At 60.8% G+C, this 24,145-nt stretch carries 23 protein-coding genes; 11 read left to right on the top strand and 12 right to left on the bottom strand.

Annotated features, from left to right (window positions below):
• The first annotated feature begins 171 nt into the window (after nucleotides 1–171).
• Nucleotides 172–3,120 (top strand): HD domain-containing phosphohydrolase, encoded by a 2,949-nt coding sequence (locus tag GV819_RS15655; protein ID WP_161756965.1) that lies wholly within the window; start codon nucleotides 172–174, stop codon nucleotides 3,118–3,120.
• A gap of 4 nt (nucleotides 3,121–3,124) precedes the next feature.
• On the opposite strand, the gene GV819_RS15660 is transcribed toward GV819_RS15655, so the two are convergent.
• Nucleotides 3,125–3,607, bottom strand: a complete 483-nt coding sequence (locus tag GV819_RS15660) for a GAF domain-containing protein (RefSeq protein ID WP_161756966.1) — start codon at nucleotides 3,605–3,607, stop codon at nucleotides 3,125–3,127.
• Entirely contained in the window at nucleotides 3,604–4,494 is an 891-nt protein-coding gene (locus GV819_RS15665; RefSeq protein ID WP_161756967.1) for an ATP-binding protein, read from the bottom strand. Before GV819_RS15665 ends, GV819_RS15660 begins: the two co-directional genes overlap by 4 nt.
• A gap of 165 nt (nucleotides 4,495–4,659) precedes the next feature.
• Between GV819_RS15665 and GV819_RS15670 the strand changes: the two genes are divergently transcribed.
• Nucleotides 4,660–6,981 (top strand): hybrid sensor histidine kinase/response regulator, encoded by a 2,322-nt coding sequence (locus GV819_RS15670; protein ID WP_161756968.1) that lies wholly within the window; start codon nucleotides 4,660–4,662, stop codon nucleotides 6,979–6,981.
• On the opposite strand, the gene GV819_RS15675 is transcribed toward GV819_RS15670, so the two are convergent.
• The 3 genes from GV819_RS15675 to msrB all read right to left on the bottom strand — a co-directional run bounded on the left by GV819_RS15675 (nucleotide 6,965) and on the right by msrB (nucleotide 8,405).
• Nucleotides 6,965–7,426, bottom strand: coding sequence for a MarR family winged helix-turn-helix transcriptional regulator (locus GV819_RS15675; protein WP_161756969.1), 462 nt, complete (start codon nucleotides 7,424–7,426; stop codon nucleotides 6,965–6,967). The two genes, GV819_RS15670 and GV819_RS15675, sit on opposite strands and share 17 nt — an antisense overlap.
• Nucleotides 7,423–7,908 carry a glutathione peroxidase gene (locus tag GV819_RS15680; protein ID WP_161756970.1) on the bottom strand — a complete coding sequence of 162 codons (486 nt, stop codon included), beginning with the start codon at nucleotides 7,906–7,908 and terminating at the stop codon, nucleotides 7,423–7,425. Before GV819_RS15680 ends, GV819_RS15675 begins: the two co-directional genes overlap by 4 nt.
• A 104-nt stretch (nucleotides 7,909–8,012) precedes the next feature.
• The gene (gene msrB, locus GV819_RS15685) at nucleotides 8,013–8,405 is read right to left on the bottom strand and encodes a peptide-methionine (R)-S-oxide reductase MsrB (RefSeq protein WP_161756971.1); all 393 of its coding nucleotides are present in this window, start codon (nucleotides 8,403–8,405) and stop codon (nucleotides 8,013–8,015) included.
• Between the two features lie 224 nt (nucleotides 8,406–8,629).
• Here msrB and GV819_RS15690 point away from each other — a divergent pair, with 224 nt between their 5' ends.
• Together GV819_RS15690 and htpX are read left to right on the top strand one after the other, a co-directional pair.
• Nucleotides 8,630–9,841, top strand: coding sequence for a pyridoxal phosphate-dependent aminotransferase (locus GV819_RS15690; RefSeq protein ID WP_161756972.1), 1,212 nt, complete (start codon nucleotides 8,630–8,632; stop codon nucleotides 9,839–9,841).
• A 303-nt stretch (nucleotides 9,842–10,144) separates the two neighbouring features.
• Nucleotides 10,145–11,032 carry a protease HtpX gene (gene htpX, locus GV819_RS15695; RefSeq protein ID WP_161756973.1) on the top strand — a complete coding sequence of 296 codons (888 nt, stop codon included), beginning with the start codon at nucleotides 10,145–10,147 and terminating at the stop codon, nucleotides 11,030–11,032.
• A gap of 69 nt (nucleotides 11,033–11,101) precedes the next feature.
• On the opposite strand, the gene GV819_RS15700 is transcribed toward htpX, so the two are convergent.
• Entirely contained in the window at nucleotides 11,102–11,767 is a 666-nt protein-coding gene (locus GV819_RS15700) for a thiopurine S-methyltransferase (RefSeq protein ID WP_161756974.1), read from the bottom strand.
• 102 nt (nucleotides 11,768–11,869) lie between these two features.
• On the opposite strand from GV819_RS15700, the gene GV819_RS15705 reads away from it, so the two are divergent.
• Nucleotides 11,870–12,637, top strand: coding sequence for a DODA-type extradiol aromatic ring-opening family dioxygenase (locus GV819_RS15705; RefSeq protein WP_161756975.1), 768 nt, complete (start codon nucleotides 11,870–11,872; stop codon nucleotides 12,635–12,637).
• A gap of 144 nt (nucleotides 12,638–12,781) precedes the next feature.
• Here GV819_RS15705 and GV819_RS15710 read toward each other — a convergent pair whose 3' ends face one another.
• A complete protein-coding gene (locus GV819_RS15710; RefSeq protein ID WP_161756976.1) occupies nucleotides 12,782–14,455 on the bottom strand; it encodes a DEAD/DEAH box helicase in 1,674 nt (557 codons plus the stop codon).
• 421 nt (nucleotides 14,456–14,876) lie between these two features.
• On the opposite strand from GV819_RS15710, the gene GV819_RS15720 reads away from it, so the two are divergent.
• Entirely contained in the window at nucleotides 14,877–15,668 is a 792-nt protein-coding gene (locus tag GV819_RS15720) for a crotonase/enoyl-CoA hydratase family protein (protein ID WP_161756977.1), read from the top strand.
• Between the two features lie 55 nt (nucleotides 15,669–15,723).
• On the opposite strand, the gene GV819_RS15725 is transcribed toward GV819_RS15720, so the two are convergent.
• A complete protein-coding gene (locus tag GV819_RS15725; protein ID WP_161756978.1) occupies nucleotides 15,724–16,479 on the bottom strand; it encodes a spermidine synthase in 756 nt (251 codons plus the stop codon).
• 161 nt (nucleotides 16,480–16,640) lie between these two features.
• Here GV819_RS15725 and GV819_RS15730 point away from each other — a divergent pair, with 161 nt between their 5' ends.
• Nucleotides 16,641–17,987 (top strand): class II 3-deoxy-7-phosphoheptulonate synthase, encoded by a 1,347-nt coding sequence (locus GV819_RS15730; RefSeq protein WP_161756979.1) that lies wholly within the window; start codon nucleotides 16,641–16,643, stop codon nucleotides 17,985–17,987.
• A 67-nt stretch (nucleotides 17,988–18,054) separates the two neighbouring features.
• Here the strand turns inward: GV819_RS15730 and GV819_RS15735 are convergent, their stop codons facing one another.
• Complete coding sequence (locus tag GV819_RS15735; protein ID WP_161756980.1) at nucleotides 18,055–19,269, bottom strand: winged helix-turn-helix domain-containing protein; 1,215 nt, start codon at nucleotides 19,267–19,269, stop codon at nucleotides 18,055–18,057.
• A gap of 64 nt (nucleotides 19,270–19,333) precedes the next feature.
• Nucleotides 19,334–19,555 carry a DUF1127 domain-containing protein gene (locus tag GV819_RS15740; protein ID WP_161757115.1) on the bottom strand — a complete coding sequence of 74 codons (222 nt, stop codon included), beginning with the start codon at nucleotides 19,553–19,555 and terminating at the stop codon, nucleotides 19,334–19,336.
• Nucleotides 19,556–19,652: 97 nt separating this feature from the next.
• Between GV819_RS15740 and GV819_RS15745 the strand changes: the two genes are divergently transcribed.
• Nucleotides 19,653–20,507 (top strand): LysR substrate-binding domain-containing protein, encoded by an 855-nt coding sequence (locus GV819_RS15745; RefSeq protein ID WP_178126017.1) that lies wholly within the window; start codon nucleotides 19,653–19,655, stop codon nucleotides 20,505–20,507.
• Here GV819_RS15745 and GV819_RS15750 read toward each other — a convergent pair.
• Entirely contained in the window at nucleotides 20,497–21,246 is a 750-nt protein-coding gene (locus tag GV819_RS15750; protein ID WP_161756982.1) for a sulfite exporter TauE/SafE family protein, read from the bottom strand. The two genes, GV819_RS15745 and GV819_RS15750, sit on opposite strands and share 11 nt — an antisense overlap.
• 107 nt (nucleotides 21,247–21,353) lie before the next feature.
• Here GV819_RS15750 and GV819_RS15755 point away from each other — a divergent pair, with 107 nt between their 5' ends.
• The 3 genes from GV819_RS15755 (at nucleotide 21,354) to GV819_RS15765 (ending at nucleotide 23,483) form a co-directional block, all read left to right on the top strand.
• A complete protein-coding gene (locus GV819_RS15755) occupies nucleotides 21,354–22,304 on the top strand; it encodes a LysR family transcriptional regulator (protein WP_161756983.1) in 951 nt (316 codons plus the stop codon).
• A gap of 76 nt (nucleotides 22,305–22,380) precedes the next feature.
• Nucleotides 22,381–22,842, top strand: a complete 462-nt coding sequence (locus tag GV819_RS15760) for a MarR family winged helix-turn-helix transcriptional regulator (protein ID WP_161756984.1) — start codon at nucleotides 22,381–22,383, stop codon at nucleotides 22,840–22,842.
• Between the two features lie 221 nt (nucleotides 22,843–23,063).
• Nucleotides 23,064–23,483 carry an organic hydroperoxide resistance protein gene (locus GV819_RS15765; protein WP_161756985.1) on the top strand — a complete coding sequence of 140 codons (420 nt, stop codon included), beginning with the start codon at nucleotides 23,064–23,066 and terminating at the stop codon, nucleotides 23,481–23,483.
• 71 nt (nucleotides 23,484–23,554) lie between these two features.
• Here GV819_RS15765 and GV819_RS15770 read toward each other — a convergent pair whose 3' ends face one another.
• Nucleotides 23,555–24,127, bottom strand: coding sequence for an elongation factor P (locus GV819_RS15770; protein ID WP_161756986.1), 573 nt, complete (start codon nucleotides 24,125–24,127; stop codon nucleotides 23,555–23,557).
• Nucleotides 24,128–24,145 lie beyond the last annotated feature (18 nt).

A 24,145-nucleotide genomic window follows, 5' to 3' on the forward strand; every position in this document is an offset into this window, starting at 1 on the left:
TCAGGAAAATATCAAAAGGCCAGTATTGCCCCCGCCGTCAGTCACATCCACGCAACCCGTGCCAACGAGGTCCTCAATGCCTCGATCCCGGCAAGGCCAAGGTAGGAACTGCCTGCCTTAAACTATGCTTGGGGCCTGAGCCATGCCCATGTGTCTTTGGAGAGAATTGGAATGCCAAGCACGCCAGCGCCCGTACAACGTCGCTTTCCGCTGCATATCCATATCAGTGCGATGTTTACCCTGCTGCTGCTCCTGACTGGTGTGGTGCTGGGCATCTACCACTACCAGCAGACCACGCGCATCATCCTTGGCAGCAGCGAAAAACTTTTCCAGCGTATTGAACAGGATGTGCGCAGCGACCTGAGGTCCACCTACGAGCCCATGCGCCACCTGCTCAGCCTGCTGGCGGTTGCTCCAGCGGCCCAGGCGCCGGATCTGGTACAACGCCTGGCCCTGCTCAGGCCCTTCAGCCAGGCACTGATGGACAACCCGGACCTGGCCTCGTTGTACCTGGGGTATGCCAATGGTGACTTCTTCATGGTGCGGCCATTGCGTAACGCCGCGCTCAGGGACAAGCGCCAGGCCCCGGAGAACAGCGCCTACGAAGTCTGGAGCATCGAGCGCGATGCCAGCACGGGCAAGCTCCACTCACAATCGCTGTTCTATGACGCCGAGTTGTCACTGATCGATCGCCTGGAGCATCCCGACGAGCGCTACGATCCGCGAACCCGCGACTGGTTCTCCAACGCTCGGGGGGGCGCCGACCAGATCACTACCCGCCCCTACGTGTTTTATTCCACCCTCAATGTCGGCACCACCCTGGCCCGGCGCAGCGGCAAGATGGCAGTGATAGCCGCCGACCTGACCCTGGAACAGCTGTCCTCGACCCTGGCCAAACACCGGGTCACCCCTGCCACCGAAGTCGCTCTGCTGGATGACCTGGGCAACGTCGTGGCCTATCCCGACAGCCACAAGCTATTGCTGGAACAACGCACTGCACGCCTGATCCGGGGCGACGATCTGAACCCGGCATTGAGTGCCCTGTTGCACGGCCAGACCGCCGACGGCCACTTGCAGGTGCTGGGACGCAACTGGATAGTCGCCAGCAGCCATATCGCCGAGGGTGGCCCCGGCGGGCTGCAACTGGCATTGCTGGTGCCCGAGGACGAACTGCTGGCCGATGCCTATCGCCTGCGCTGGCAAGGCGCACTGATCACCCTCAGCACCTTGCTGCTGTGCCTGCCCCTGGGCTGGTTGATCTCGCGCATTCTGGTGCGGCCGCTGCGCACCCTGGTGCGAGAGGCCGACGCCATCCGCAGTTTCGACTTCGACTACCCGGTGTCACGTCGTTCGCCAGTGCTGGAGGTGGATCAACTGAGCGTTTCCATGGCCCTGATGAAAGACACCCTGGCCAGTTTTTTTGAAATCAACGCCAGCCTGTCTGCCGAAACCCGTTTTGATCCACTGCTGCAACGGGTGCTGTTCGAGACGGTGAAAATCGCCCAGGCCCAGGCCGGCCTGATCTACCTCTGTGAAAGCAAGGGCTCGCGCCTGGAACCCCACGGCCTGATCATTGACGGCCAACCCCAGGACCTGCCGCTGTTCAACATCTCTACCCAGGACCTGAGCGACCCAGAAACCCCTGACTGGCTGCAACAACTGGCCAGCAGCGACAACGTGGTCACTACCCTGGGCTTCGAACAGGCGGGGAATCTGCAACCTGTGCTATTGGCGCTCGACAGCCCCAGTGCGCATCTGCTGGGAATCCGCCTACGCAACCGGCATAACGAGACTGTCGGAATGCTCCTGCTATTTCTGGTGGACAGTGGCGCCGAAGCGGATCTGGACAAACTCAGCGCAGACCGCATCGCCTTTATCCAGGCGGTGTCCGCCACGGCCGCGCTGTGCATCGAAAGCCAGCGCCTGCAGAACAAGCAAAAGCAGTTGCTGGACTCGTTCATTCAGTTACTGGCTGGAGCCATCGACGCCAAGAGTCCCTACACCGGCGGCCACTGCCAGCGGGTACCGGCCCTGACCCTGATGCTGGCCGAGGCCGCCGCGGCCAGCCAGGACCCGAGGTTTGCCGCCTACCAACCCAGCGAAGACGAGTGGGAAGCCTTGCACATCGCCGCCTGGCTGCATGATTGCGGCAAAGTCACGACGCCTGAATACGTGGTGGACAAGGCCACCAAGCTGGAAACTCTCAACGACCGGATCCACGAGATCCGCACCCGCTTCGAAGTGCTCAAGCGCGATACCTGGATCGACTACTGGCGGGCCCTGTCCCAAGGCGCCGAGGAAACCCTCCTGGCAGCCGAACGCGAGACCTGCCTGCAGGCCCTGGATGAGGATTTTGCCTTTGTCGCCCGCTGTAACCTGGGAGTGGAATTCATGGCCGAGGCCGATCAACAGCGGCTGCAGAAGATCGCCCTGCGCACCTGGAGCCGGACCCTGGACGATCGCCTGGGGGTGTCCTGGGAGGAAAACCAGCGTCAGGAACGCCTGCCGGCACCCAGCCTGCCAGTCATGGAGCAGCTCCTGGCCGACAAACCCGAACATCTGCTGGAGCGCAAGACTGCGGAAATCTTTGCCACGGACAACCCCTGGGGCTTCAAGCTCCAGGTACCCGTGCACAAGTACAACCGAGGCGAGCTGTACAACCTGAGCATTCCCCGAGGCACGCTCACCGCCGAAGAGCGCTATGTGATCAACCACCACATCGTGCAGACCATCATCATGCTCGAACACCTGCCGTTCCCCAGCCACTTGCAGAACGTAGCGGAGATCGCCGGCGGCCATCACGAGAAAATGGACGGCAGCGGCTACCCGAAACAGCTCAAGCGCGAACAGATGAGCTTGCCGGCGCGGATGATGGCCATTGCCGACATCTTCGAGGCCCTGACCGCTGCTGACCGCCCCTACAAGAAGGGCAAGACCTTGAGCGAAGCGCTGAACATCATGGCCATGATGTGCCGTGATGCACATATCGATCCGGAGCTGTTCGAGCTGTTTATCCAGCAACGGATCTACCAGCAGTACGCCGAACGCTTCCTGACCCCGCAGCAGATCGACCCGGTGGATCAAGCGACCTTGCTGGACAAGGCCGGGTTGCGTGCCTGAAAGGTCAGCAGTCGCTCAAGCGCAGGAAGATTGCCGCCAGACGCTCGATACCAGCCTGGTCCTCAACGCCAAAGCGCGCGAGTTTGGGGCTGTCCAGGTCGAGTACGCCGATCAGCCGGCCATCCTTGACCAGCGGCACCACCAACTCGCTGTTGGAGGCGCTGTCACAGGCAATGTGCCCGGCAAAGGCGTGCACATCTTCCACTCGCTGAGTCTGCAGAGTCGCCGCTGCGGTGCCGCAGACGCCACGGCCGAAGGGAATTCGTACGCAGGCGATCTGCCCCTGGAACGGGCCGAGCACCAGCTCCTGGTTGCGATTGAGGTAGAACCCCGCCCAGTTCAGGTCGTCCAGCTGGCTGAACAGGAACGCCGAGAACTGCGCCGCGTTGGCGATGAAATCGCGCTCATCGGCCAACAGCGACTCCAGCTGGGCACACAACAGCCCGTAGCCATCCAGGCCTTGGCCGGTGCTTTGCAAATCAATCATGCTTTTTGCTCCAACAACTGCAAGCCCACCCAGTAGCGGGCAAATTGGTAGGCACAACGGCCATTACGGTTACCCCGACCCGTGGCCCAGCGCACTGCCAGGATGTCCAGGGCGTCGTCACGCTGCCAACTCAAGCCGGCCTTGCTCGCCAGCTCGCCGATCCAATGCTCCACCACATCGAGAAAGTGTTCCTGGGTGAACGGATAGAACGACAGCCACAGGCCAAAGCGGTCCGACAGCGCGATCTTGTCTTCCACGGCCTCGCTGGGATGCAACTCGCCATCGACGCGTTTCCAGTTCTCGTTGTCGCTTTCCTTTTCCGGCACCAGGTGCCGGCGGTTCGATGTGGCGTACAGCAGGACATTCTCCGGAGCCTGTTCCAGGGAACCGTCAAGTACGCTCTTGAGCACCCGGTAATCGCCCTCGCCGGACTCGAAGGACAGATCGTCGCAAAACAGTACGAAACGCTGGGGCAGCTTGACCAGTTGCTCCACCACCCGCGGCAGGTCCGCCAGGTGATCACGCTCGATCTCGATCAGGCGCAGGCCACCCTTGGCATGTTCGGCCAGCAAGGCCCGCACCAGGGAGGATTTACCGGTGCCACGCGATCCCCAGAGCAAGGCATGGTTGGCGGGCAGGCCGTCGAGGAACTGCTGGGTGTTACGTGCCAATTGCTCGCGCTGCTTGTCAACCCCGATCAGGTCGCTCAAGCGCATGTCCAGGCTGACTTCCAGGGGCAGCAGGAAGCCGCTGCGCCCCTCGCGCTGCCAGCGGGCCGCCAGACAGTGGTTCCAGTCGATGGCTTGGCGAAGGGCGGGCAACAGCGGTTCGATCCGGGCCAGGACCGCATCGGCACGTTCAAGAAATGCATTCAATCGGGCATCCACGACTTTTCCTCAGGCACGTTCAAGGTAATGATGCGGCACACAGACGAAACGCAGTCCTGATCCAGGGGTCTATCGCCTTATCAGCTGCTGCCAGGTCAAGCCGGCAACCAAAGATGATCAGCTATGCTTGCGCAGCGAAGGGAAACGAAAGTGGTTCAGCCCCCCATGGATATCAAGTTCACCAACCGCCTGTCCTATAAACAGGCCCGGCTCACCGTACTGGTGGGTTTCATTCTGGGGACCGCGCTCAGTCTGCTGCAAATCGGCATCGATTATGCCAGCGAAGACGCCTCCATCAATCGTGAAATCCACTCGCTGCTGGAAATCAGTCACAACCCGGCCTCGCGCATTGCCTACAACATCGATTCCGAACTGGCCCAGGAACTGACCCTGGGCCTGCTGCGCTCCCCGGCGATCATTCGCGCGCAACTGATCGATAACAACAATACCCTGCTGGCCAACGTCGAACGCCCTGCGCAACAAAGCCGCTACCGGGCCGTCAGCGACTTCCTGTTCGGCGCCGACCGGCAGTTCGAGGACCGCCTGTACCTCAGCCACCTGCCTGAGGAATCCCTCGGCACCCTGCACCTGGACGTGGACACCTACGCGTTCGGCAGCCGCTTTCTGCGTCGCGCCGAAGTCACCCTGATCAACGGTTTCGCCCGCAGCCTGATCCTTACCGGGATTCTCCTGGCGCTGTTCTACGTCATGCTGACCAAGCCTTTGGTAGGGGTTATCCGTGAACTCAGCAGCCGGGATCCGCGCAGTCCGAAACAGGCCAAGCTGGACTTCCCTCCCGGCCACGAGAACGACGAAGTCGGGGTACTGGTCAAGGTCGCCAACCAGCAATTCGAGATCATGGCCACCGAGATTCAGCAACGGCGCAACGCCGAGAACCGCCTGACCGAATACCTCGGGCAACTGGAGAACATCGTCTCGGCGCGCACCACCGAACTCAAGGCCAGCAACGCCCGGCTCAGCCAGTCCAACGAGGAACTGGAAGCCGCACGCCGCACCGCCCTGGACATGGCCCAGGCTCGCGCCGCGTTCCTGGCCAACATGAGCCACGAGATCCGCACGCCACTCAACGGCTTGCTGGGCATGATCGCCCTGTCCCTGGACAGCCCGCTGAACCCCGAGCAACGCCAACAGCTATCCATCGCTCACGACTCCGGCAAGGTCCTGGTGGAACTGCTCAACGATGTTCTCGACATGTCCAAGTTCGACGCTGGGCAACTGGAACTGGAGCGCATTCCCTTCGACCTTGGGGTGCTGGTGGAAGACACCGCCAACCTGCTGTCGCAGAACGCCGCGGCCAGCGTCGAACTGGCCTGCCTGATCGCCCCGGACTTTCCAGCATTGGTGCTGGGAGACCCGACCCGAGTGCGGCAGATTGTCAGCAACCTGTTGTCCAACGCCCTCAAGTTCACCCGCTTCGGTCGGGTCGATGTGCGCCTGAGCAGCTTGGGCGATGGGGTCCGCATCGAGATCTGCGACACCGGCATTGGCATCGCCCAAGAGGCCCAGGTGAAGATCTTCCAGCCCTATACCCAGGCAGGCGCCGGTATTACCCGCCAGTACGGCGGTACCGGCCTGGGACTGGCACTGACCAACAACCTGTGCGAAGCGATGAACGGGCGTTTGAGCATCAGTTCGGAAGTCGGCTTTGGCAGTCGGTTCTGCGCGGACCTGCCGCTGCCTTGCCACACCCCGAGCAGCGCTCCGCCCGCGCTGTCCGGCAAGATAATCGGCATCACCGACGCCGGTAGCGGCCTGGCTGAACTGCTGGGCTCCCTGCTACCGACCTGGGGGCTCGACTATCAGCGCTTCGATATCGAGGACTCCCTGGCCGGAGTGAACCCCGACCTGCTGATCACCGACTGTCCCGAATGCCTGTTTGGCCTGCGCCCGGCCATTACCGCACCGATCCTGCTGGTGACCGCCTATGGCAGCTTCCTGCCCAGCGAAGAGGCCAGTGCCCTGGCACCGCTGCAACAACAGGCCCGCCCGCTGGCGCGCAATGCCCTGTATCAAACCCTGCGCCGTGCGCTGCTGACGGAAACCATTACTCTCAACGACGCCCAACTGGAAATGCCAGTGCAGGTCCGGCGAGCCAATATACTGCTGGTGGAAGACAACCCGGTGAATCAACTGGTGGCCAAAGGCATGCTGAGCAAGCTCGGTTGCACAGTGACCGTAGCTGCCCACGGCGCCGAAGCCCTCAACCAGTTGGAGCACAATCACTTCGATCTGGTGTTGATGGACTGCAACATGCCGGTCATGGACGGCTACGAGGCCAGCCGGCAGATTCGCCGCAGCGGCCGCTGGCCGGACCTGCCGATCATCGCCCTGACCGCCAACGCGATGCCCGAGGAGCGCGAGCGTTGTCGTGCCGCCGGCATGAGCGACTACCTGGCCAAACCGTTTCGCCGTGAAGAACTGATTGCCTTGCTGGATCTCTGGGTACCGACTACGACAAAGCTCTGATCTGACGCAGCAGTTGATCAAGGCTGTCGTGCAATGGTTCCAGGCTGTTGAGATCGACCCCGCTTTCGCACAGCAGCACCGCCTTGAGCGGTGCTACCTGGTCGCGCAGAGCCAAACCCGCGTCACTCAAGCTCAAGTGCACTTCGCGCTCGTCGCGCGCGGAACGTCGACGTTGCACCAACTGCAACTGCTCCAGGCGCTTGAGCAGCGGCGTCAAGGTGCCGGAGTCCAGAGACAGGCGCTCTCCCAGGGCCTTCACCGTGGGCAAGGGGGGTGATGCGGCCTGCCACTCCCACAGCACCAGCATCACCAGGTACTGCGGGTAGGTCAGGCCCAGACGGTCGAGCATCGGCTTGTAGCCTCGGACCACGGCCCGCGAGGCGGCGTACAGCTTGAAGCACAGCTGGCTGTCGAGCCGCAGTGAATCCACGGACAGATCATTCATTTGAGCATGGCTTCAATCTCACGGCTCAGGTCCTGGGGTTTGGTCACCGGGGCGAAACGCTTGACCAGCTTGCCGTCCTGGCCGATCAGGAACTTGGTGAAGTTCCACTTGATGCCCTGGGAACCCAGAACTCCGGGCGCGCGCTTCTTCAACTGGACGAACAGCGGGTGGGCGTCGGCGCCATTGACCTCGATCTTCTTGAACAGCGGAAAGCTCACGCCGTAATTCAGCTCGCAGAACTCGGAAATCGCCCCTTCGCTGCCTGGCTCCTGCTTGCCGAACTGGTTGCACGGGAACCCCAGCACCACCAGGCCCTGGTCCTTGTAGGCCTGCCACAGCTCTTCCAGTCCCTTGTACTGGGGAGTGAAGCCACACTTGCTGGCGGTATTGACCACCAGCACGGCCTTGCCAGCAAAATCCGCCAGGGTCTTCTGCTCACCCTTGATGGTGGTGCAGGGAATCGTCAACAGCGCGTCGGTCATGGCAGTCACTCCATTCATGAGTAAGAAGCGATAAAAATAGCGCGCAACTAAATCGCGTGCAATTTAATCAATGGAAAGACGACTCCGAAGAATCGTCCTGATGCCTAGCGCGGCACCAGATCCAGGCACACCGAGTTGATGCAGTAGCGCAGACCGGTGGGCGGCGGACCGTCCGGGAACACATGACCCAGATGAGCGTCGCACTTTGAACAGACCACTTCGGTGCGGATCATGCCGTGGCTCGCGTCACGGATCTCGATCATCGCGCTGTCGGCGATGGGCTCGTAGAAGCTCGGCCAGCCACAACCGGAATCGAATTTGGCCTTGGCGTCGAACAGCGGCTCATTGCAGCAGATGCAGTGATAGACCCCATCGGTCTTGGTCCCGTTGTACTTGCCCGAGAAGGGCCGTTCGGTGCCCTTGAGCCGGCAGACGTTGTACTGCTCGGGATCGAGCATCGCCCGCCATTCTTCCAGGGTTTTCTCCAGCTTTTCCATGGTCCATCCTCTGCAACGGAAAAAGCCCGATCTGGATCTTTTCCACGGATCGGGCGGCACGTATGATTGCGCCTCGTCAGACGCCAGTCTGGCAGCCGCGTTACACCCATTCAAACGGATTTTGCCGCAGCCGGTGCGGGTTACAGCCCGGCATGACACGGCAGGATTCCCAGTACGGTAGTTCATCCTCCGCCTGGATCGTTCATTCTCGGGAACACATCGCCATGCAGGTCAGCAAATCGAACAAGCTCGCCAACGTCTGTTATGACATTCGCGGCCCAGTGCTCAAGCACGCCAAACGCCTGGAAGAGGAAGGCCATCGCATCCTCAAGCTGAACATCGGCAATCCGGCACCCTTTGGTTTCGAAGCGCCGGACGAAATTCTCCAGGACGTGATCCGCAACCTGCCCACTGCCCAGGGCTACAGCGACTCCAAGGGTTTGTTCAGTGCGCGCAAGGCGGTGATGCAGTACTACCAGCAAAAGCAGGTGGAAGGCATCGGCATTGAAGACATCTACCTGGGCAACGGTGTTTCCGAACTGATCGTGATGGCCATGCAGGCCCTGCTCAATAACGGCGATGAAGTGCTGGTCCCGGCTCCGGACTACCCGCTGTGGACCGCTGCGGTCAGCCTGGCCGGCGGCAACCCGGTGCACTACCTGTGCGACGAGCAGGCCTACTGGTGGCCGGACCTCGCTGATATCAAGGCCAAGATCACCCCGAACACCAAGGCCCTGGTAATCATCAACCCGAACAACCCGACCGGCGCGGTGTACCCCAAGGAAGTCCTGCTGGGCATGCTGGAACTGGCTCGCCAGCACAACCTGGTGGTGTTCTCGGACGAGATCTACGACAAGATCCTCTACGATGACGCCGTGCACATCTGCACCGCATCCCTGGCCCCGGACCTGCTGTGCCTGACCTTCAACGGCCTGTCCAAGTCCTATCGCGTAGCCGGTTTCCGCTCCGGCTGGGTGGCCATCTCCGGTCCCAAGCAGCATGCCCTGAGCTATATCGAAGGCATCGACATGCTGGCCAACATGCGTTTGTGCGCCAACGTGCCGAGCCAGCATGCGATCCAGACCGCACTGGGTGGCTACCAGAGCATCAATGACCTGGTGCTGCCGCAGGGTCGCCTGCTGGAACAACGCAACCGGACCTGGGAGTTGCTCAATGACATTCCCGGAGTCAGCTGCGTAAAACCCATGGGCGCGCTGTATGCCTTCCCGCGGATCGATCCGAAAGTCTGCCCGATCCACAACGACGAGAAGTTCGTCCTCGACCTGCTGCTCTCGGAAAAACTCCTGGTGGTACAAGGCACGGCCTTCAACTGGCCATGGCCGGACCACTTCCGCGTGGTGACGCTGCCACGGGTGGATGACCTGGAGCAGGCCATTGGTCGAATTGGAAACTTCCTCAAGTCCTACCGCCAGTAAACCCTAAAACGCAGTGCGATCCTTTTCCGATCGCACTGCGATTAATTCAGCAACACATCTTCACTGCCCTGCTCCATCCCCCTTCTATAAGCTTGCACTTTCCGTCACACCCACTGTCACAAGGCTTACAACCCGACCGGGTGGTCGCAGCGCCGGGCGATGGCTCATAGAGTTGCAACGCAAGCGTCTAGACTCGGCCTGTGCGACACAGTTTGAAATAGAAGCCGTATTGAATAGGCCGTTGCCGCACCTTATATAGCCCGCAGTACGCTACATATTTAGCTTGAGGAGATTTCTACAACCATGATGCGAATCCTGCTGTTTTTGGCCACTAACCTTGCGGTCGTGCTGATTGCCAGCATCACCCTGAGCCTTTTCGGCTTCAACGGGTTCATGGCGGCCAATGGGGTTGATCTGAACCTCAATCAGCTGCTGATTTTCTGTGCGGTCTTTGGTTTTGCCGGTTCGCTGTTCTCGCTGTTCATCTCCAAGTGGATGGCGAAGATGAGCACCAGCACGCAGATCATCACTCAACCGCGCACCCGCCATGAACAATGGTTGTTGCAGACCGTTGAGCAACTGTCCCGCGAAGCCGGTATCAAGATGCCCGAAGTGGGCATTTTCCCGGCCTACGAGGCCAACGCCTTCGCCACCGGCTGGAACAAGAACGATGCCCTGGTAGCCGTCAGCCAGGGCCTGTTGGAGCGCTTCTCGCCGGATGAAGTGAAAGCGGTGCTGGCCCACGAGATCGGCCACGTCGCCAACGGCGACATGGTGACCCTGGCGCTGATCCAGGGTGTGGTGAACACCTTCGTGATGTTCTTCGCGCGGATCATCGGCAACTTCGTCGACAAAGTGATCTTCAAGAACGAAGAAGGCCAGGGCATGGCCTACTACGTGGCGACCATCTTCGCCGAACTGGTCCTGGGCATCCTCGCCAGCGCCATCGTCATGTGGTTCTCGCGCAAGCGCGAATTCCGCGCCGACGAAGCCGGCGCCCGTCTGGCCGGTACCAACGCAATGATCAGCGCCCTGCGGCGCCTGCGTTCGGAACAAGGCCTGCCGGTGCACATGCCTGACACCCTGAACGCCTTCGGCATCAACGGTGGCATCAAACAGGGCCTGGCTCGCATGTTCATGAGCCACCCGCCGCTGGAAGAGCGCATCGACGCCCTGCGTCGTCGCGGCTGATCAGCTACACGGAAACACCCAAGAGGGCGACGCGAGTCGCCCTTTTGCATGAACGCAGAAAAAACCGGGTCAGCACCCGCCCTGCTTGTCCAAGCGATAGACCCTCTCCACCAGCCGGGTGACTCCAGCCTGAAGAAACTTCCAGCTTTCGCCGAGGATGTCGCGCTCCATTTCCACATCCAGGTGCCAGGCACCGCTCAGCCGCAATCTGACCTCATCATCAAGCACGGCAAACGGCGGCCCGTCCAACTGGGACTGGTCATAATCCAGGGTAATCAACAACCCCTTGCTGCCATCAGGCAGTAGGTCATTCAAGTGAGCGGTGTAGCGCTGGCGCATCTCGGGCGGCAAGGCGATCATCGCGGCACGGTCATACCAGGCTGCGCAACCAGTGATGTCCTCGGCTGTCAGGGCAAAGAAATCGCCGCACCAGAGCTGGAGCGACCCCTGAGCATAGACCTTGAAAGCCCCCTGCTGGCTGACCTGCGGTTGCAGGTTGTGCTCACGAAAGAAGTCCTCCACGGCCTTCTCCGTCAGTTCGACGCCCAGCACCTGATACCCCTGGTCGGCGAGCCAGATCAGGTCCAGGCTCTTACCACACAACGGCACCAGCACCCGGGTCTGCGCAGGCAGGCCCAGGGCCGGCCAATACTGCTGCAGATACGGGTTGACCTCTGCCAGGTGAAAGCCGATCTGATCGCTTTCCCAACGCCTTTGCCAAAAGTCCGCTTGCATGCCAAGTCCTTATAATTCGATCAAAAAGCCCTAAAACTTATATTAGATTTAGATCAATGATCTGATTGAAGATGGCGCATCTTAACCTTCAGGACCTCCTTCATGCTCCCCAGCCTGTTCATCTCCCATGGTTCTCCCATGCTGGCCCTGGAACCCGGCGCCAGTGGCCCCGCGCTCGCTCGCCTGGCAGCAGAGCTGCCACGACCCAAGGCTATTCTGGTGGTATCGGCGCACTGGGAAAGCGCGGATCTGCGGATCAGCTCCCATCCGCACCCGGAAACCTGGCACGACTTCGGCGGCTTCCCCGCCGCGCTGTTTGCCGTGCAATACCCGGCGCCGGGAGATCCCGAACTGGCGGCGCACGTGCTGGAGCTGCTCAAGGCTGATGGCTTGCCGGCGCAGCTAGACAGCCAGCGTCCGTTTGACCACGGCACCTGGGTGCCGCTGTCATTGATCTACCCACAAGCAGACATTCCCGTGGTTCAGCTATCGCTGCCCAGTCGTCAAGGGCCGGCCCTGCAGACCCGCGTCGGTCATGCCCTGGCCAGCTTGCGGGAGCAAGGCGTATTGCTGATCGGTTCCGGCAGCATCACCCACAACCTGCGGGAGCTGGACTGGCGTGCCGGCCCGGAAAGCATCGAACCCTGGGCCAAGGCTTTTCGTGACTGGATGATCGAGAAACTGACTGCCAACGATGAGGCGGCCTTGCATGACTATCGGCAACTGGCCCCCCATGCCGTACGCAGTCACCCCAGCGATGAACACCTGCTGCCGCTGTATTTCGCCCGCGGGGCGGGTGGCGACTTCAGTGTTGCCCACCAGGGCTTCACCATGGGCGCCCTGGGGATGGATATCTACCGGTTTGGATGATGATTCGCCGAGACGCCGGCGCCTGCAAGATCCTCACGCAGGAGCCGGCTTGCGGCGAACAGGGCGGCAGGGCAAATGACAGGCAAAAAAAATCCCCGAACCAGTCGGGGATTTTTATGTTCGATCAATCAGCCCGAGAGCGGATCAATCTTCGCGATAGCGACGCAGCTTCAGCTGCTTACCGGCAACACGAGTGTCCTTCAGCTTGGTCAGGAGCTTCTCCAGACCATCTTCCGGCAGCTCTACCAGCGAGAAGCTGTCACGTACCTGGATGCGACCGATCGCTTCACGTGCCAGGCCACCCTCGTTGAGGATAGCGCCCAGCAGGTTCTTGGCGGCGATACCATCACGCGCGCCCAGCGCGGTACGGCAGCGAGCACGGCCTTCAGCCAATGGAACCGGAGCGCGACGCTCACGGTCACCACGATCAGGACGATCACCGGAACGCTCTGGACGATCGCCACGCGGTGCATTGTTCGGCACCAGTGGACGCTCCTTCTCGATAGCAGCCAGGTTCAGTGCTTGACCGTTGGTAGCCTTGCGCAGCAGAGCTGCGGCCAGGGCACGCGGGCTGCAACCGATGTCAGCAGTCAGGCGATCCAGCAGTTCACCGTGGGTCGCTTCAGCGTCAGCCACCAGCGGCGACAGGCTGTTGGTCAGCTTCTTGATGCGCGCATCGAGAACAGCTTGGGCGTCCGGCAGGCGAACTTCGGCAACCTTCTGACCGGTTACACGCTCGATCACTTGCAGCATGCGGCGCTCACGTGGAGTCACCAGCAACAGCGCACGACCTTCGCGACCGGCACGGCCAGTACGGCCGATACGGTGCACGTAGGATTCCGGGTCGTACGGCATGTCCACGTTGAATACGTGGGTGATGCGCGGTACGTCCAGACCACGAGCAGCAACGTCGGTCGCCACAACGATGTCCAGGCGGCCATCCTTGAGGGAGTCGATCACGCGCTCACGTTGGTTCTGAGCAATGTCACCGTTCAGCGCAGCGGCTTTGTAGCCTTTGGCTTCCAGGGCACTGGCCAGATCCAGGGTCGCTTGCTTGGTGCGCACGAACATGATCAGGGCGTCGAAATCTTCAACTTCCAGCAGGCTCAGAACAGCAGAGGTCTTCTGGTCAGCGTGAACCAACAGGTGAGCCTGTTCGATCGCGGTAACGGTCTGGGTCTTGCTTTGGATCTTGACGTGCTTCGGATCGCGCAAGTGGCGCTCAGCGATGGCACGGATCGATTGCGGCAAGGTGGCCGAGAACAGTACGGTCTGGCGGGTTTCCGGCATGGCCTTGAAGATCACTTCCAGGTCGTCCATGAAGCCCAGCTTGAGCATCTCGTCGGCTTCGTCGAGAACCAGGTGGTTCACGGTGGCCAGTACTTTTTCGTCGCGACGCAGGTGGTCGCACAGACGGCCCGGAGTGGCGACAACAATTTGTGCGCCATTACGGATTGCTTTCAATTGTGGGCCCATCGGCGCGCCGCCGTAGACAGCCACAACAGTCACGCCCGGCATTTGCTTGGCGTAGGTTTCGAAAGCGGTTGCAACTTGCAGCGCCAACTCACGGGTTGGGGCCAGGATCAGAGCTTGCGGCTCGCGCTTGGACGGATCAATGCGGTGCAGGATAGGCAGGGCAAAGGCAGCGGTTTTACCGGTACCGGTTTGCGCCTGACCAATCATATCGTGACCGGCAAGGATGATCGGGATCGACTGCTGCTGAATAGCCGAAGGCTCTTCATAGCCGGTAGCGACTACTGCAGCGACAATATTGGGATGAAGTTCAAGAGCGGCGAAGCCGCCGATTTCCTGGGTCATGGGTCTGCCTCTAAGTGCATCCGCAAAGACCCATGCTCCAAAGCTGCGCATGCCGTGTAAGACTCAAGAGTCGCCCTGGCAGCTTTGTCGGCGGGGATTTGCGAAAACGATTGAATGAATGGATCGTCAAGGATAGTCCGCGCAGCGGACAAGCAGCCGAAGCTGACTTCGGGGAATTGCATCACCTATAACGTGGCCTGGCTAAAGGCCGGCGCGTACTATACCGGAATAACTCAAAAAAGGGAGTTTTATTTATCGGAAAATACCGCTGAACAGCCGATTGTCATGGGCTTTGCGCAGACTCGGACGACGGACTATTTTGCTCAGGCCTGCCGCTGTTGGTCGGAACGCTTAAACGGTTCACCTTTGTGCTTGAAACTGCTCTCTCAAACGTCCCTTTTGCCATCCAAGGAGCGCCTTCATGAATCAGCCCAGCGCCAGCCGTGTCAGCCGCGAGCAACGCGGCCATCTGTTCCTTATCGGCCTGGACCGGGTCGCTAAGCGCAATGCCTTCGACCTTGAGCTGCTCAATCAGCTGAGCCTGGCCTATGGCGAGTTCGAAGCCAGCACCGACGCGCGAATCGCAGTGGTGTTCGGCCACGGTGAACACTTCAGCGCCGGGCTGGATCTGGCCAATGTCGGCGCCGCCCTGGCTCAAGGCTGGCAGGCACCGCCCGGTGGCTGCGATCCCTGGGGGGTGTTCGCCGGACCACGGGTGAGCAAGCCCGTGATCGTCGCCGTGCAGGGTTACTGCCTGACCATCGGCATCGAGTTAATGCTGGCCGCCGATATCAACCTTTGCGCCAGCAACACCCGCTTTGCCCAGATGGAGGTGCAGCGCGGCATCTTTCCCTTCGGCGGCGCGACCCTGCGCCTGCACCAACTGGCCGGCTGGGGCAACGCCATGCGCTGGTTGCTGACCGGTGATGAATTCGATGCTCACGAGGCACTGCGGCTGGGGCTGGTGCAGGAAGTCATGGCCAGCGAGGACCTGCTGCCCCGGGCCATCGAGCTTGCCGAACGGATTGCCCGGCAGGCGCCGCTGGGAGTGCAAGCGACGCTGATGTCGGCGCGCCAGGCGCGCCTTGAAGGCGAGACGGCGGCCGCTCAGGGCTTACCGCCGTTGGTGCACAAGCTGATGAACAGCGAGGACGCCAAGGAAGGTGTACGGGCGATGATCGAGAAACGCCCTGGGGTCTTCAAGGGCTGTTGAAGGCCATGGCCGGCGGCGACCTTCGCCGGTAAGCCGGCCCCCTGCAACTGTTGTCTCAGGTGGCGGGGCGAATGGCCTTGATCAGAGCCTGCAGTGAGTAGCCCAGGCGTGGCGCCAGGGCTTCGGCCCGAGCAGTCAGCGCTGCCATGTCCAGTTCCTGATCCAGGTCGGACGGCACAATCAGAATCACGTTGCCCTCCTTCACCGGCAGCTCCCAGTAGTGCCGGTGATACAGCCCACGCAACAAGGCGGCCCCCAGAGGCCTGCCGTCATCGGTGGCCCATTGGTTGATCACCAGCCAGCCGCCCGGATTGAGGCGTTTCTGGCAGTTCTCCAGGAAGCCCCAGGCCAGATGCCCGACACCCGGGCCGACATCGGTATACAGGTCGACGAAGATCAGGTCGGCAGATTCGGCACTGTCCAGCAATTCCAGCGCATCACCGACTCTTATATAGAGGCGCGGATCATCGTCCAGCCCCAGGTATTCGATAGCCAGGCGCGGCACGTCGGGACGCAGTTCAATGGCCTCGACATCTTCCAGAGGCAGGAACTTCAGGCAAGCCTGGGTCAGGGTGCCAGCCCCCAGCCCGAGAAACAGCGCGCTCTCCGGAGCCTCATGGCACAGGGCACCGATCAGCATGGCCCGGGTGTAGTCGTATTCCAGCCAACTGGGATCGGCCGTGAACACACAGCTTTGCTCGATGGCGTCGCCAAATTCGAGAAAGCGGTAATCCGCCACTTCCAGCACGCGGATCATGCCGAACTCGTCGTGAACTTCGGCGAGCACACGCTCGACGCGCTCCTCAGTCATTTCATCTCCTAGTCGCGCGGGCCTGAATTCTTGCCGGCGCGAAAAACCAACCGCTCGGCAGCGAGCGGGAAAGGCGCGATTGTCGGCCAAGCGAGAGGAGCAGGTCACGTACTAATTTGCTGCTAACATGCCCCTCCCACCGTAAAGCACTCGAGTCCGCGATGAGCCAACCCTGGAGCCCCGATAGCTGGCGCGCCTTGCCGATCCAGCAGCAACCCCACTACCCCGACGCTGCGCATCTGCTGCAGGTCGAGCAAACCCTGGCCAGTTATCCTCCCCTGGTGTTTGCCGGTGAAGCCCGCGAGTTGCGCCGTCAGTTTGCCGAGGTCACCCAGGGTCGGGCCTTCCTGCTGCAGGGTGGCGACTGCGCCGAAAGCTTCGCCGAATTCTCCGCAGCGAAGATCCGCGACACCTTCAAAGTGCTGCTGCAGATGGCCATTGTCATGACCTTTGCCGCCGGTTGCCCGGTGGTCAAGGTTGGTCGCATGGCCGGCCAGTTCGCCAAGCCACGCTCGGCCAACGACGAGACCATCAATGGCGTGACCCTGCCGGCCTATCGCGGCGACATCGTCAACGGCATCGGCTTCGATGAAAAAAGTCGGGTGCCAGACCCGGACCGCCTGTTGCAGTCCTACCACCAGGCCACTGCCACCCTCAATCTGCTGCGGGCCTTCGCCCAAGGCGGCTTCGCCGACCTGCACCAAGTGCACAAGTGGAACCTGGACTTCATCGCCAACTCGGCCCTGGCCGAGAAATACAGCCAATTGGCGGATCGCATTGATGAAACCCTGGCCTTCATGCGCGCCTGCGGCATGGACAGCTCGCCGCAACTGCGCGAAACCAGCTTCTTCACCGCCCACGAAGCGCTGCTGCTGAACTACGAAGAAGCCTTCGTGCGCCGCGATAGCTTGACCAACGACTACTACGATTGCTCCGCGCACATGCTGTGGATTGGCGACCGCACCCGGCAACTGGATGGCGCCCATGTGGAGTTCCTGCGCGGGGTGAACAACCCGATCGGGGTCAAGGTCGGACCAAGCATGAACACCGAGGAGCTGATCCGCCTGATCGATATCCTCAACCCGGACAACGATCCCGGCCGCCTCAACCTGATCGTTCGCATGGGCGCAAACAAGGTCGGCGATCACCTGCCCCAGCTGATTCGCGCAGTGGAAAGCGAAGGCAAGCAAGTGCTGTGGAGCTCGGACCCGATGCACGGCAACACCATCAAGGCCAGCAGCGGCTACAAGACCCGGGATTTCGCGCAGATCCTCACCGAAGTGAAACAGTTCTTCCAGGTACACCAGGCGGAAGGCAGCTATGCCGGCGGCATCCATATCGAGATGACTGGGCAGAATGTCACCGAATGCATCGGTGGCGCGCGACCGATTACCGAAGACGGTTTGTCGGACCGCTATCACACCCATTGCGACCCTCGGATGAACGCCGATCAGTCACTGGAACTGGCGTTTCTGATTGCCGAGACCTTGAAGCAGGTCAAACGCTGAAGATTGCTTTCGCGGGCCAGGCCGCTCCTACAGGACGGGTCTAGGAGCGGCCTGGCCGGCGCAACTTTTACCGCAGTACCTGACGCAAGCGCCGAGCCCCGTCGCGCTGGCAATTGAGCTGGATCTGCGCCAGCCCCAGCCAGTCGGCCATCTGCTGCAATTGCACCGCCAGTGCCTGGATCCCCTGCTCGTCCAGGCCCGGCTCTTCCTCATGTACCGCGTGCACCGCCAGGCGCCCTTGCGCCCGTTCCGCCCGCAGATCGACCCGGGCGACGATACTCTCGTTGTGCAGGAACGGCAGCACGTAGTAGCCATAGATCCGCTTGTGCCGGGGCGTGTAGATCTCCAGCCGATAGCGAAAATCGAACAGTCGCTCAGTGCGACTGCGCTCCCAGATCAGCGAATCGAAAGGCGATAACAGCGCACTGGCCTCGACCTTGCGCGGCACCTTGACCTCAGGCAGGCAATAGGCCGTCTGCCGCCAACCCTGTACCTCGCAGGCCAGCAACTCGCCGGACTCCAGCAACTCGGCCAGACGCGCACGGCTGTCGCCGGGCTCGAAACGAAAGTAATCGCGCAGATCCTTTTCCGTGGCCACGCCCAATGCCGTCGCTCCCTGCACCAACAGTCGGCGCTGAGCCTGGGCTTCGTCCAGCAAGGGTTGCCCAAGGATCGCCGACGGAATCACCCGCTCCGGCAAATCGTACAGACGCTCGAACCCGCGACGCCCTGCCACTGTTACTTCACCGGCGGCGAACAGCCATTCCAGCGCATGTTTTTCATTGCTCCAGTCCCACCAGGGCCCCGCCCGCTGCTCACGAGTGGACAGGCTGCCGGCCCCCAAGGCGCCTTGCTCCTCAACCGCCGCCAGCACTCGGCGAACAGTGACTCGCTGTTCCTGGCCAAAGCGCGCCAATTGGGAATAGATGCCCTGCCCCTGCCGCGCCCGCTGCATCCGCCAGCGCATCAACGGGTACATGGACATCGGTAACAACGACGCTTCATGCCCCCAGTACTCGAACAAGGTACGTTGCCGCCCCTGACTCCAGGCCGCCTGGTCGAGCAGTTGCTGTGGATAACTGCCAAGACGGGAAAACAGCGGCAGGTAATGGGCGCGTACCAAGGCGTTAACCGAATCGATCTGCAGCAGCCCCAGACGCTCTATCTGCTGATTGAGCCGAGCGGCCTTGATCGACGCCGGCGGCGGGCGCCCGCCAAACCCTTGGGCGGCCAATGCCAGTCGTCGAGCCTGCTTGAGAGAGAAACAGCGTTCTGCGGGCATGTGGTTCTCCTTGTCTGCCCGCACGCTAACGCACCAAGAACCGACTTGTGTAGCTGTCCGCTGCTTATTTGTGCATCGGGTCATCCCAGAACGGCCGGACCCGCTCGTGCTCGACATCTGCCCGAGTGAGCCCCAGGTCCTTCAACGCTTCATCGCTCAGCCCGGCAAGCATCCGGCGCTCCCGACCCAACGCATGCCAACGGATCACCCTGTGCCAGAGCGTACGTAGCGACAACGCCTGAAATGACAGCTTGTGGACCAGCACATAACCTTTTTGACCTTTCATCATCTTGCCCTCCAGTGGGGATGACGAAAGTGTGTTCCCGGGAATAAGATCAATCCAACGAATGTTTCTTATGCAGTACATCTCGGAGATTGATGAATTGTCCCAGTTCCCCAGTATCGACACCGAAGTGCTACGCACCTTCGTCGCCATCGCCGATGAAGGCGGATTCACTCGGGCCGGGGAACGGGTCAATCGCACCCAGTCGGCGGTGAGCATGCAGATGAAGCGCCTCGAAGAGGATGTGCTGCAACGCCGGTTATTCCAGCGCGATGGGCGCCAGGTCAAGCTGACTGCCGAGGGCCAGGTGCTGCTGGGCTATGCCCGGCGCATCCTGAAACTGCACAGCGAGGTGTTCAATACCCTGCGCGAACCGCACATGGTGGGGTTGGTACGTATCGGCACGCCAGATGACTACGTGATGCGCTTTCTACCGGGGATTCTGTCGCGCTTCGCCCAGAGCTACCCACTGATCCAGATCGAAGTGCATTGCGAATCGTCCAAGCAGTTGCTGCAACGCCAGGACCTGGACCTGTCCATCGTCACCCGCGAACCGGGCAACGAAATCGGCCAGTTACTGCGCAAGGAGCGCTTTGTCTGGGCCCAGGCCCAGTGCTTCAGTGCCCATGAGCAAACGCCCCTGCCCCTGGCGATGTTCAACAGCGACTGCTTCTGCCGGCTCTGGGCCTGCAATGCCCTGGACGCCGCCGGCCTCGATTATCGGATTGCCTACAACAGTTCGAGCCTGTCGGCGATCATGGCGGTGGTCAGCGCCGGACTGGCGGTCACCGCGCAACTGGAAAGCCTGATTACGCCAGACATGCGCATCCTCGGCGAGAACGAAGGGCTGCCTGAGCTGCCAGAGGCCAGCATCATGCTGTTGCGCAATCTCAATACCCCCTCCCCGATCACCGAGTGCCTGGCCGAACACATTGTCGAAGGTTTCAAACTTTAAAGGCCAGCATTGCCGCACATACCACCAGGAACCCACAGAACAAACCGCGTAACAGTCGCTCAGGCAAGGCATGAGCGACCTTAACCCCCCAACTGATGCTAAACAGGCCACCCACCGCCAAGGGCAGGCCAATCATCCAGTCCACCTGATGGTGAAAACCATAGGTCACCAGGGTCACACCGGTACTGGGCAACGCCAACGCCAGGGACAGACCTTGCGCCACCACCTGGGTGGTACCGAAGATGCTGGTCAGCACCGGCGTCGCCACCACCGCGCCACCGACCCCGAAGAGTCCGCCCATGGTCCCGGACGCCGCACCGAGGACGCCCAGCCAAGGCCAGGAGTAACGCATCTGGTCACTGGCCGGGGCACTGGCCATGAACATGCGCAACAGGTTGTAGGTGGACAGGACCAGGAGAAAAGCGACAAAACCAATACGCATTTTCTGCGCATCAATTCCAACAGCCCAGATCGAACCCAGCCAGGCAAAACTGAAGCCCATCAGTGCCAGTGGCACCGCGTGGCGCAACTCGATACGGTTGCGCTGGTGATAACGCCTCAGCGCCAACATCACATTCGGCACCACCATTACCAGCGCCGTGCCCTGGGCAATCTGCTGGTCCAGGCCGAACAGCACACCGAGCACGGGAATCGCGATCAGGCCGCCGCCAATGCCGAACAGACCGCCCACCGTTCCCAGGGCCGCGCCCAACAACAGATACATCACTAACTCGATCAACGCCGCTCTCCTCACCTCAAGCCTTGCATGCTACGCAGTCCGCCCTGGCACGGAAACGCATAGCAACGCACAATGGCTTTGCCGTTTTCGCATAAGCGATGTTGACCATGAATCCCAACACCCTCACCGAACAACTCGGGCTGTTTCTGGACGTGCTGGAGTCCGGCAGTTTCTCCGCGGCAGCCCGCCGCCATCCGTTGACCCCTTCGGCTGTGGCCCGGCGCATCGACAGCCTGGAAAGCGCCGTGGGCACAACTCTGTTCATGCGTACCACGCATGCCGTGGTGGCCACAGCTGCCGGCCAAGCGTTTGCCGAGCGAGCCCGGCGCATCGTCGCCGAGCTGCAACTGGCCCGCGCCGAGGCCGTCTCCTTGAGCCATGCGCCGGAAGGCCTGATCCGCATCGATGCGCCGGCAGCCTTCGGTCGGCGTCATCTGGCGCCGGCCATTGCCGATTTCCTAGGGCTCTACCCGGGCCTGGATGTGCAACTGCACTTGATCGACAGTTTCGTCGACATGCAAGGCTCCCACCTCGGCAAGGTTGATCTGGTATTACGAGCCGGGCAAAGGGTGGACACGCGAATGGTCGCCACCTCCCTGGCCAGCATCGTGCGGATCGCCTGCGCCAGCCCGGCCTATCTGAAAAGCCGTGGCACCCCGACCCACCCCGCAGAACTCATTGAGCACGACGGCCTTGACTGGGATGGCCTGGCGCCGCTGTTCGCCTGGCGTTTCGAACTCGACGGCCAGGTACACAGCTATCGCCCACAACGCATCCGCCTCAGCGCCAACAATGCCGAGGCCCTGCTCTCCGGCGCCCTGGCCGGGCTCGGCATTGCCCATCTTCCCACCTGGCTGGTGAGCGAATATCTGTTACGCGGGGAACTGGTGCCACTGTTCTGCGACGCTGGGCTGCCCAAGCCGGAAACCGCCGGTATCTATGCCTTGCGCATGGAACAGCACCCCAATGCTCGCAGCCGCCTGTTGCTGGAATACCTGAAGACCCGCTTCAGCCCGGTTCCACCCTGGGACCTGGCGCTGCAGAGCGCGATGAACTGACTGACGACGAAAATTGTCTGGCGCATTAAAGACTCGCCCGCTAGATTCAGGACCATTAACGATCAAGGCTGCCCAGATGACTACCGACCATACCCCCCAGGCCCCTTGCGATCAGTTGCTGCTGGACAACCAGGTGTGTTTCGCCCTGCATTCGACCTCGCTACTGATGACCAAGGTCTACAAGCCGCTGCTGCAAAAACTGCGACTGACCTACCCGCAGTACCTGGCGATGCTGGTGCTCTGGGAGCAGGACGGGCTGACAGTCGGTGAGATCAGCCAGCGTCTGTTGACCGATCCTGGCTCCCTGACCCCCTTGCTCAAGCGCCTGGAAGCCGAGGGCCTGCTCAGCCGTACTCGCAGCCGTGAAGATGAACGTGTAGTGATTATCGAGCTGACTGAACAAGGTCGCGCACTGCGGGATCAGGCCCGGGATATTCCACAATGCATCCTTGGCGCCAGCGGTCGGTCTGTAGAGCAATTGCAACAGCTGCAAGCAGACTTGCAGGTGCTGCGAGGGCATTTGCAGAAGAACCTCTGAGGTATCGGTGAGCAATCCGCTCCAGTGAGGAGCGGCAACCGTCTTCAGCACAAAAAAATATCTTATTTGAAATCAAAGGCCTGAATCTGATTTTGCATGCGCTGCAAGTCTCTTTGAGATTTTTATATTGCGCGCTAAATAATTGCGCGATACATTTATTTCGCACTTACTTGGCGCGCAAATAATTAGCGCAAAATAAATCTGAAACGAGGCTTCCCACCATGCAAACCCTCTACACCGCAGTTGCAACCGCCACCGGTGGCCGTGATGGTCGCGCGGTTTCCAACGACAACATTCTCGACGTCAAGCTGGCTACACCCAAAGAACTGGGTGGTGCCGGTGGACAAGCAACCAACCCGGAACAATTGTTCGCCGCCGGCTACTCAGCCTGCTTTATCGGCGCCCTGAAGTTCGTTGCCAGCCAGAGCAAACGCTCGATTCCGGACGACACATCGATCACTGCCCATGTCGGTATCGGCCAGATCCCGGGCGGTTTTGGTCTGGACATCGACCTGCATGTCAGCCTGCCGGGCCTGGCACTGGACGAGGCACAAAGCCTGGTGGACGCCGCGCATCAGGTCTGCCCCTACTCCAATGCCACCCGCGGCAATGTCGATGTGCGCCTGCACGTCAGCGTCTGAAACAGTAAATCCCAGGCATAAAAAAGCCCGACTCAAGGTCGGGCTTTTTCATCTGCAAAGTCGAGCCAGGTTTAAACCTTGGCGCGGCCTTTGTAGGAACCGCCTTCGCGGGTATCGATCTCGATCCAGTCGCCGATTTCGATGAAATCTGCAACGCTCAGCTCGGTACCGTTTTTCAGTTTGGCAGGCTTCATCACCTTGCCCGAAGTGTCACCGCGAGCGGAACCTTCGGTGTAGTCAATCTGGCGCACGATAGTGGTCGGCAGATCAACGGAAACCAGACGATCGTCGAAGAACACAGCTTCGCAAACGTCGGTCATGCCTTCTTCGATGAACGGCAGAACCGCTTCGATGTCTTCGGCGTTCAGCTCGTACATGGTGTAGTCAGTGGTGTCCATGAACGTGTAGGTGTCACCGCTGATGAACGACAGGGTCGCTTCTTTGCGATCCAGGATCACGTCGTCCAGCTTGTCGTCCGCACCGTAAACGGTTTCGGTCTTGTAACCGGTCAGCAGGTTCTTCAGCTTGGTCTTCATGATCGCGCTGTTACGACCGGACTTGGTGAATTCAGCTTTCTGAACCAGCCAAGGATCGTTGTCGATACGGATCACGGTACCGGGTTTGAGTTCTTTACCAGTTTTCATTGCGAATATCCGAATTTG

The organism is Pseudomonas sp. Fl5BN2, from assembly GCF_009908205.1.
In the GTDB taxonomy this organism is placed as follows: domain Bacteria; phylum Pseudomonadota; class Gammaproteobacteria; order Pseudomonadales; family Pseudomonadaceae; genus Aquipseudomonas.

What these genes read in the sequence shown, in the direction of transcription:
- GV819_RS15655 (WP_161756965.1), top strand. Translation starts at nt 172, where the DNA reads ATGCCAAGCACGCCAGCGCCCGTACAACGTCGCTTTCCGCTGCATATC.
- GV819_RS15660 (WP_161756966.1), bottom strand. Translation starts at nt 3,607, where the DNA reads ATGATTGATTTGCAAAGCACCGGCCAAGGCCTGGATGGCTACGGGCTG.
- GV819_RS15670 (WP_161756968.1), top strand. Translation starts at nt 4,660, where the DNA reads ATGGATATCAAGTTCACCAACCGCCTGTCCTATAAACAGGCCCGGCTC.
- GV819_RS15675 (WP_161756969.1), bottom strand. Translation starts at nt 7,426, where the DNA reads ATGAATGATCTGTCCGTGGATTCACTGCGGCTCGACAGCCAGCTGTGC.
- GV819_RS15680 (WP_161756970.1), bottom strand. Translation starts at nt 7,908, where the DNA reads ATGACCGACGCGCTGTTGACGATTCCCTGCACCACCATCAAGGGTGAG.
- msrB (WP_161756971.1), bottom strand. Translation starts at nt 8,405, where the DNA reads ATGGAAAAGCTGGAGAAAACCCTGGAAGAATGGCGGGCGATGCTCGAT.
- GV819_RS15690 (WP_161756972.1), top strand. Translation starts at nt 8,630, where the DNA reads ATGCAGGTCAGCAAATCGAACAAGCTCGCCAACGTCTGTTATGACATT.
- htpX (WP_161756973.1), top strand. Translation starts at nt 10,145, where the DNA reads ATGATGCGAATCCTGCTGTTTTTGGCCACTAACCTTGCGGTCGTGCTG.
- GV819_RS15700 (WP_161756974.1), bottom strand. Translation starts at nt 11,767, where the DNA reads ATGCAAGCGGACTTTTGGCAAAGGCGTTGGGAAAGCGATCAGATCGGC.
- GV819_RS15705 (WP_161756975.1), top strand. Translation starts at nt 11,870, where the DNA reads ATGCTCCCCAGCCTGTTCATCTCCCATGGTTCTCCCATGCTGGCCCTG.
- GV819_RS15710 (WP_161756976.1), bottom strand. Translation starts at nt 14,455, where the DNA reads ATGACCCAGGAAATCGGCGGCTTCGCCGCTCTTGAACTTCATCCCAAT.
- GV819_RS15720 (WP_161756977.1), top strand. Translation starts at nt 14,877, where the DNA reads ATGAATCAGCCCAGCGCCAGCCGTGTCAGCCGCGAGCAACGCGGCCAT.
- GV819_RS15725 (WP_161756978.1), bottom strand. Translation starts at nt 16,479, where the DNA reads ATGACTGAGGAGCGCGTCGAGCGTGTGCTCGCCGAAGTTCACGACGAG.
- GV819_RS15730 (WP_161756979.1), top strand. Translation starts at nt 16,641, where the DNA reads ATGAGCCAACCCTGGAGCCCCGATAGCTGGCGCGCCTTGCCGATCCAG.
- GV819_RS15735 (WP_161756980.1), bottom strand. Translation starts at nt 19,269, where the DNA reads ATGCCCGCAGAACGCTGTTTCTCTCTCAAGCAGGCTCGACGACTGGCA.
- GV819_RS15740 (WP_161757115.1), bottom strand. Translation starts at nt 19,555, where the DNA reads ATGAAAGGTCAAAAAGGTTATGTGCTGGTCCACAAGCTGTCATTTCAG.
- GV819_RS15755 (WP_161756983.1), top strand. Translation starts at nt 21,354, where the DNA reads ATGAATCCCAACACCCTCACCGAACAACTCGGGCTGTTTCTGGACGTG.
- GV819_RS15760 (WP_161756984.1), top strand. Translation starts at nt 22,381, where the DNA reads ATGACTACCGACCATACCCCCCAGGCCCCTTGCGATCAGTTGCTGCTG.
- GV819_RS15765 (WP_161756985.1), top strand. Translation starts at nt 23,064, where the DNA reads ATGCAAACCCTCTACACCGCAGTTGCAACCGCCACCGGTGGCCGTGAT.
- GV819_RS15770 (WP_161756986.1), bottom strand. Translation starts at nt 24,127, where the DNA reads ATGAAAACTGGTAAAGAACTCAAACCCGGTACCGTGATCCGTATCGAC.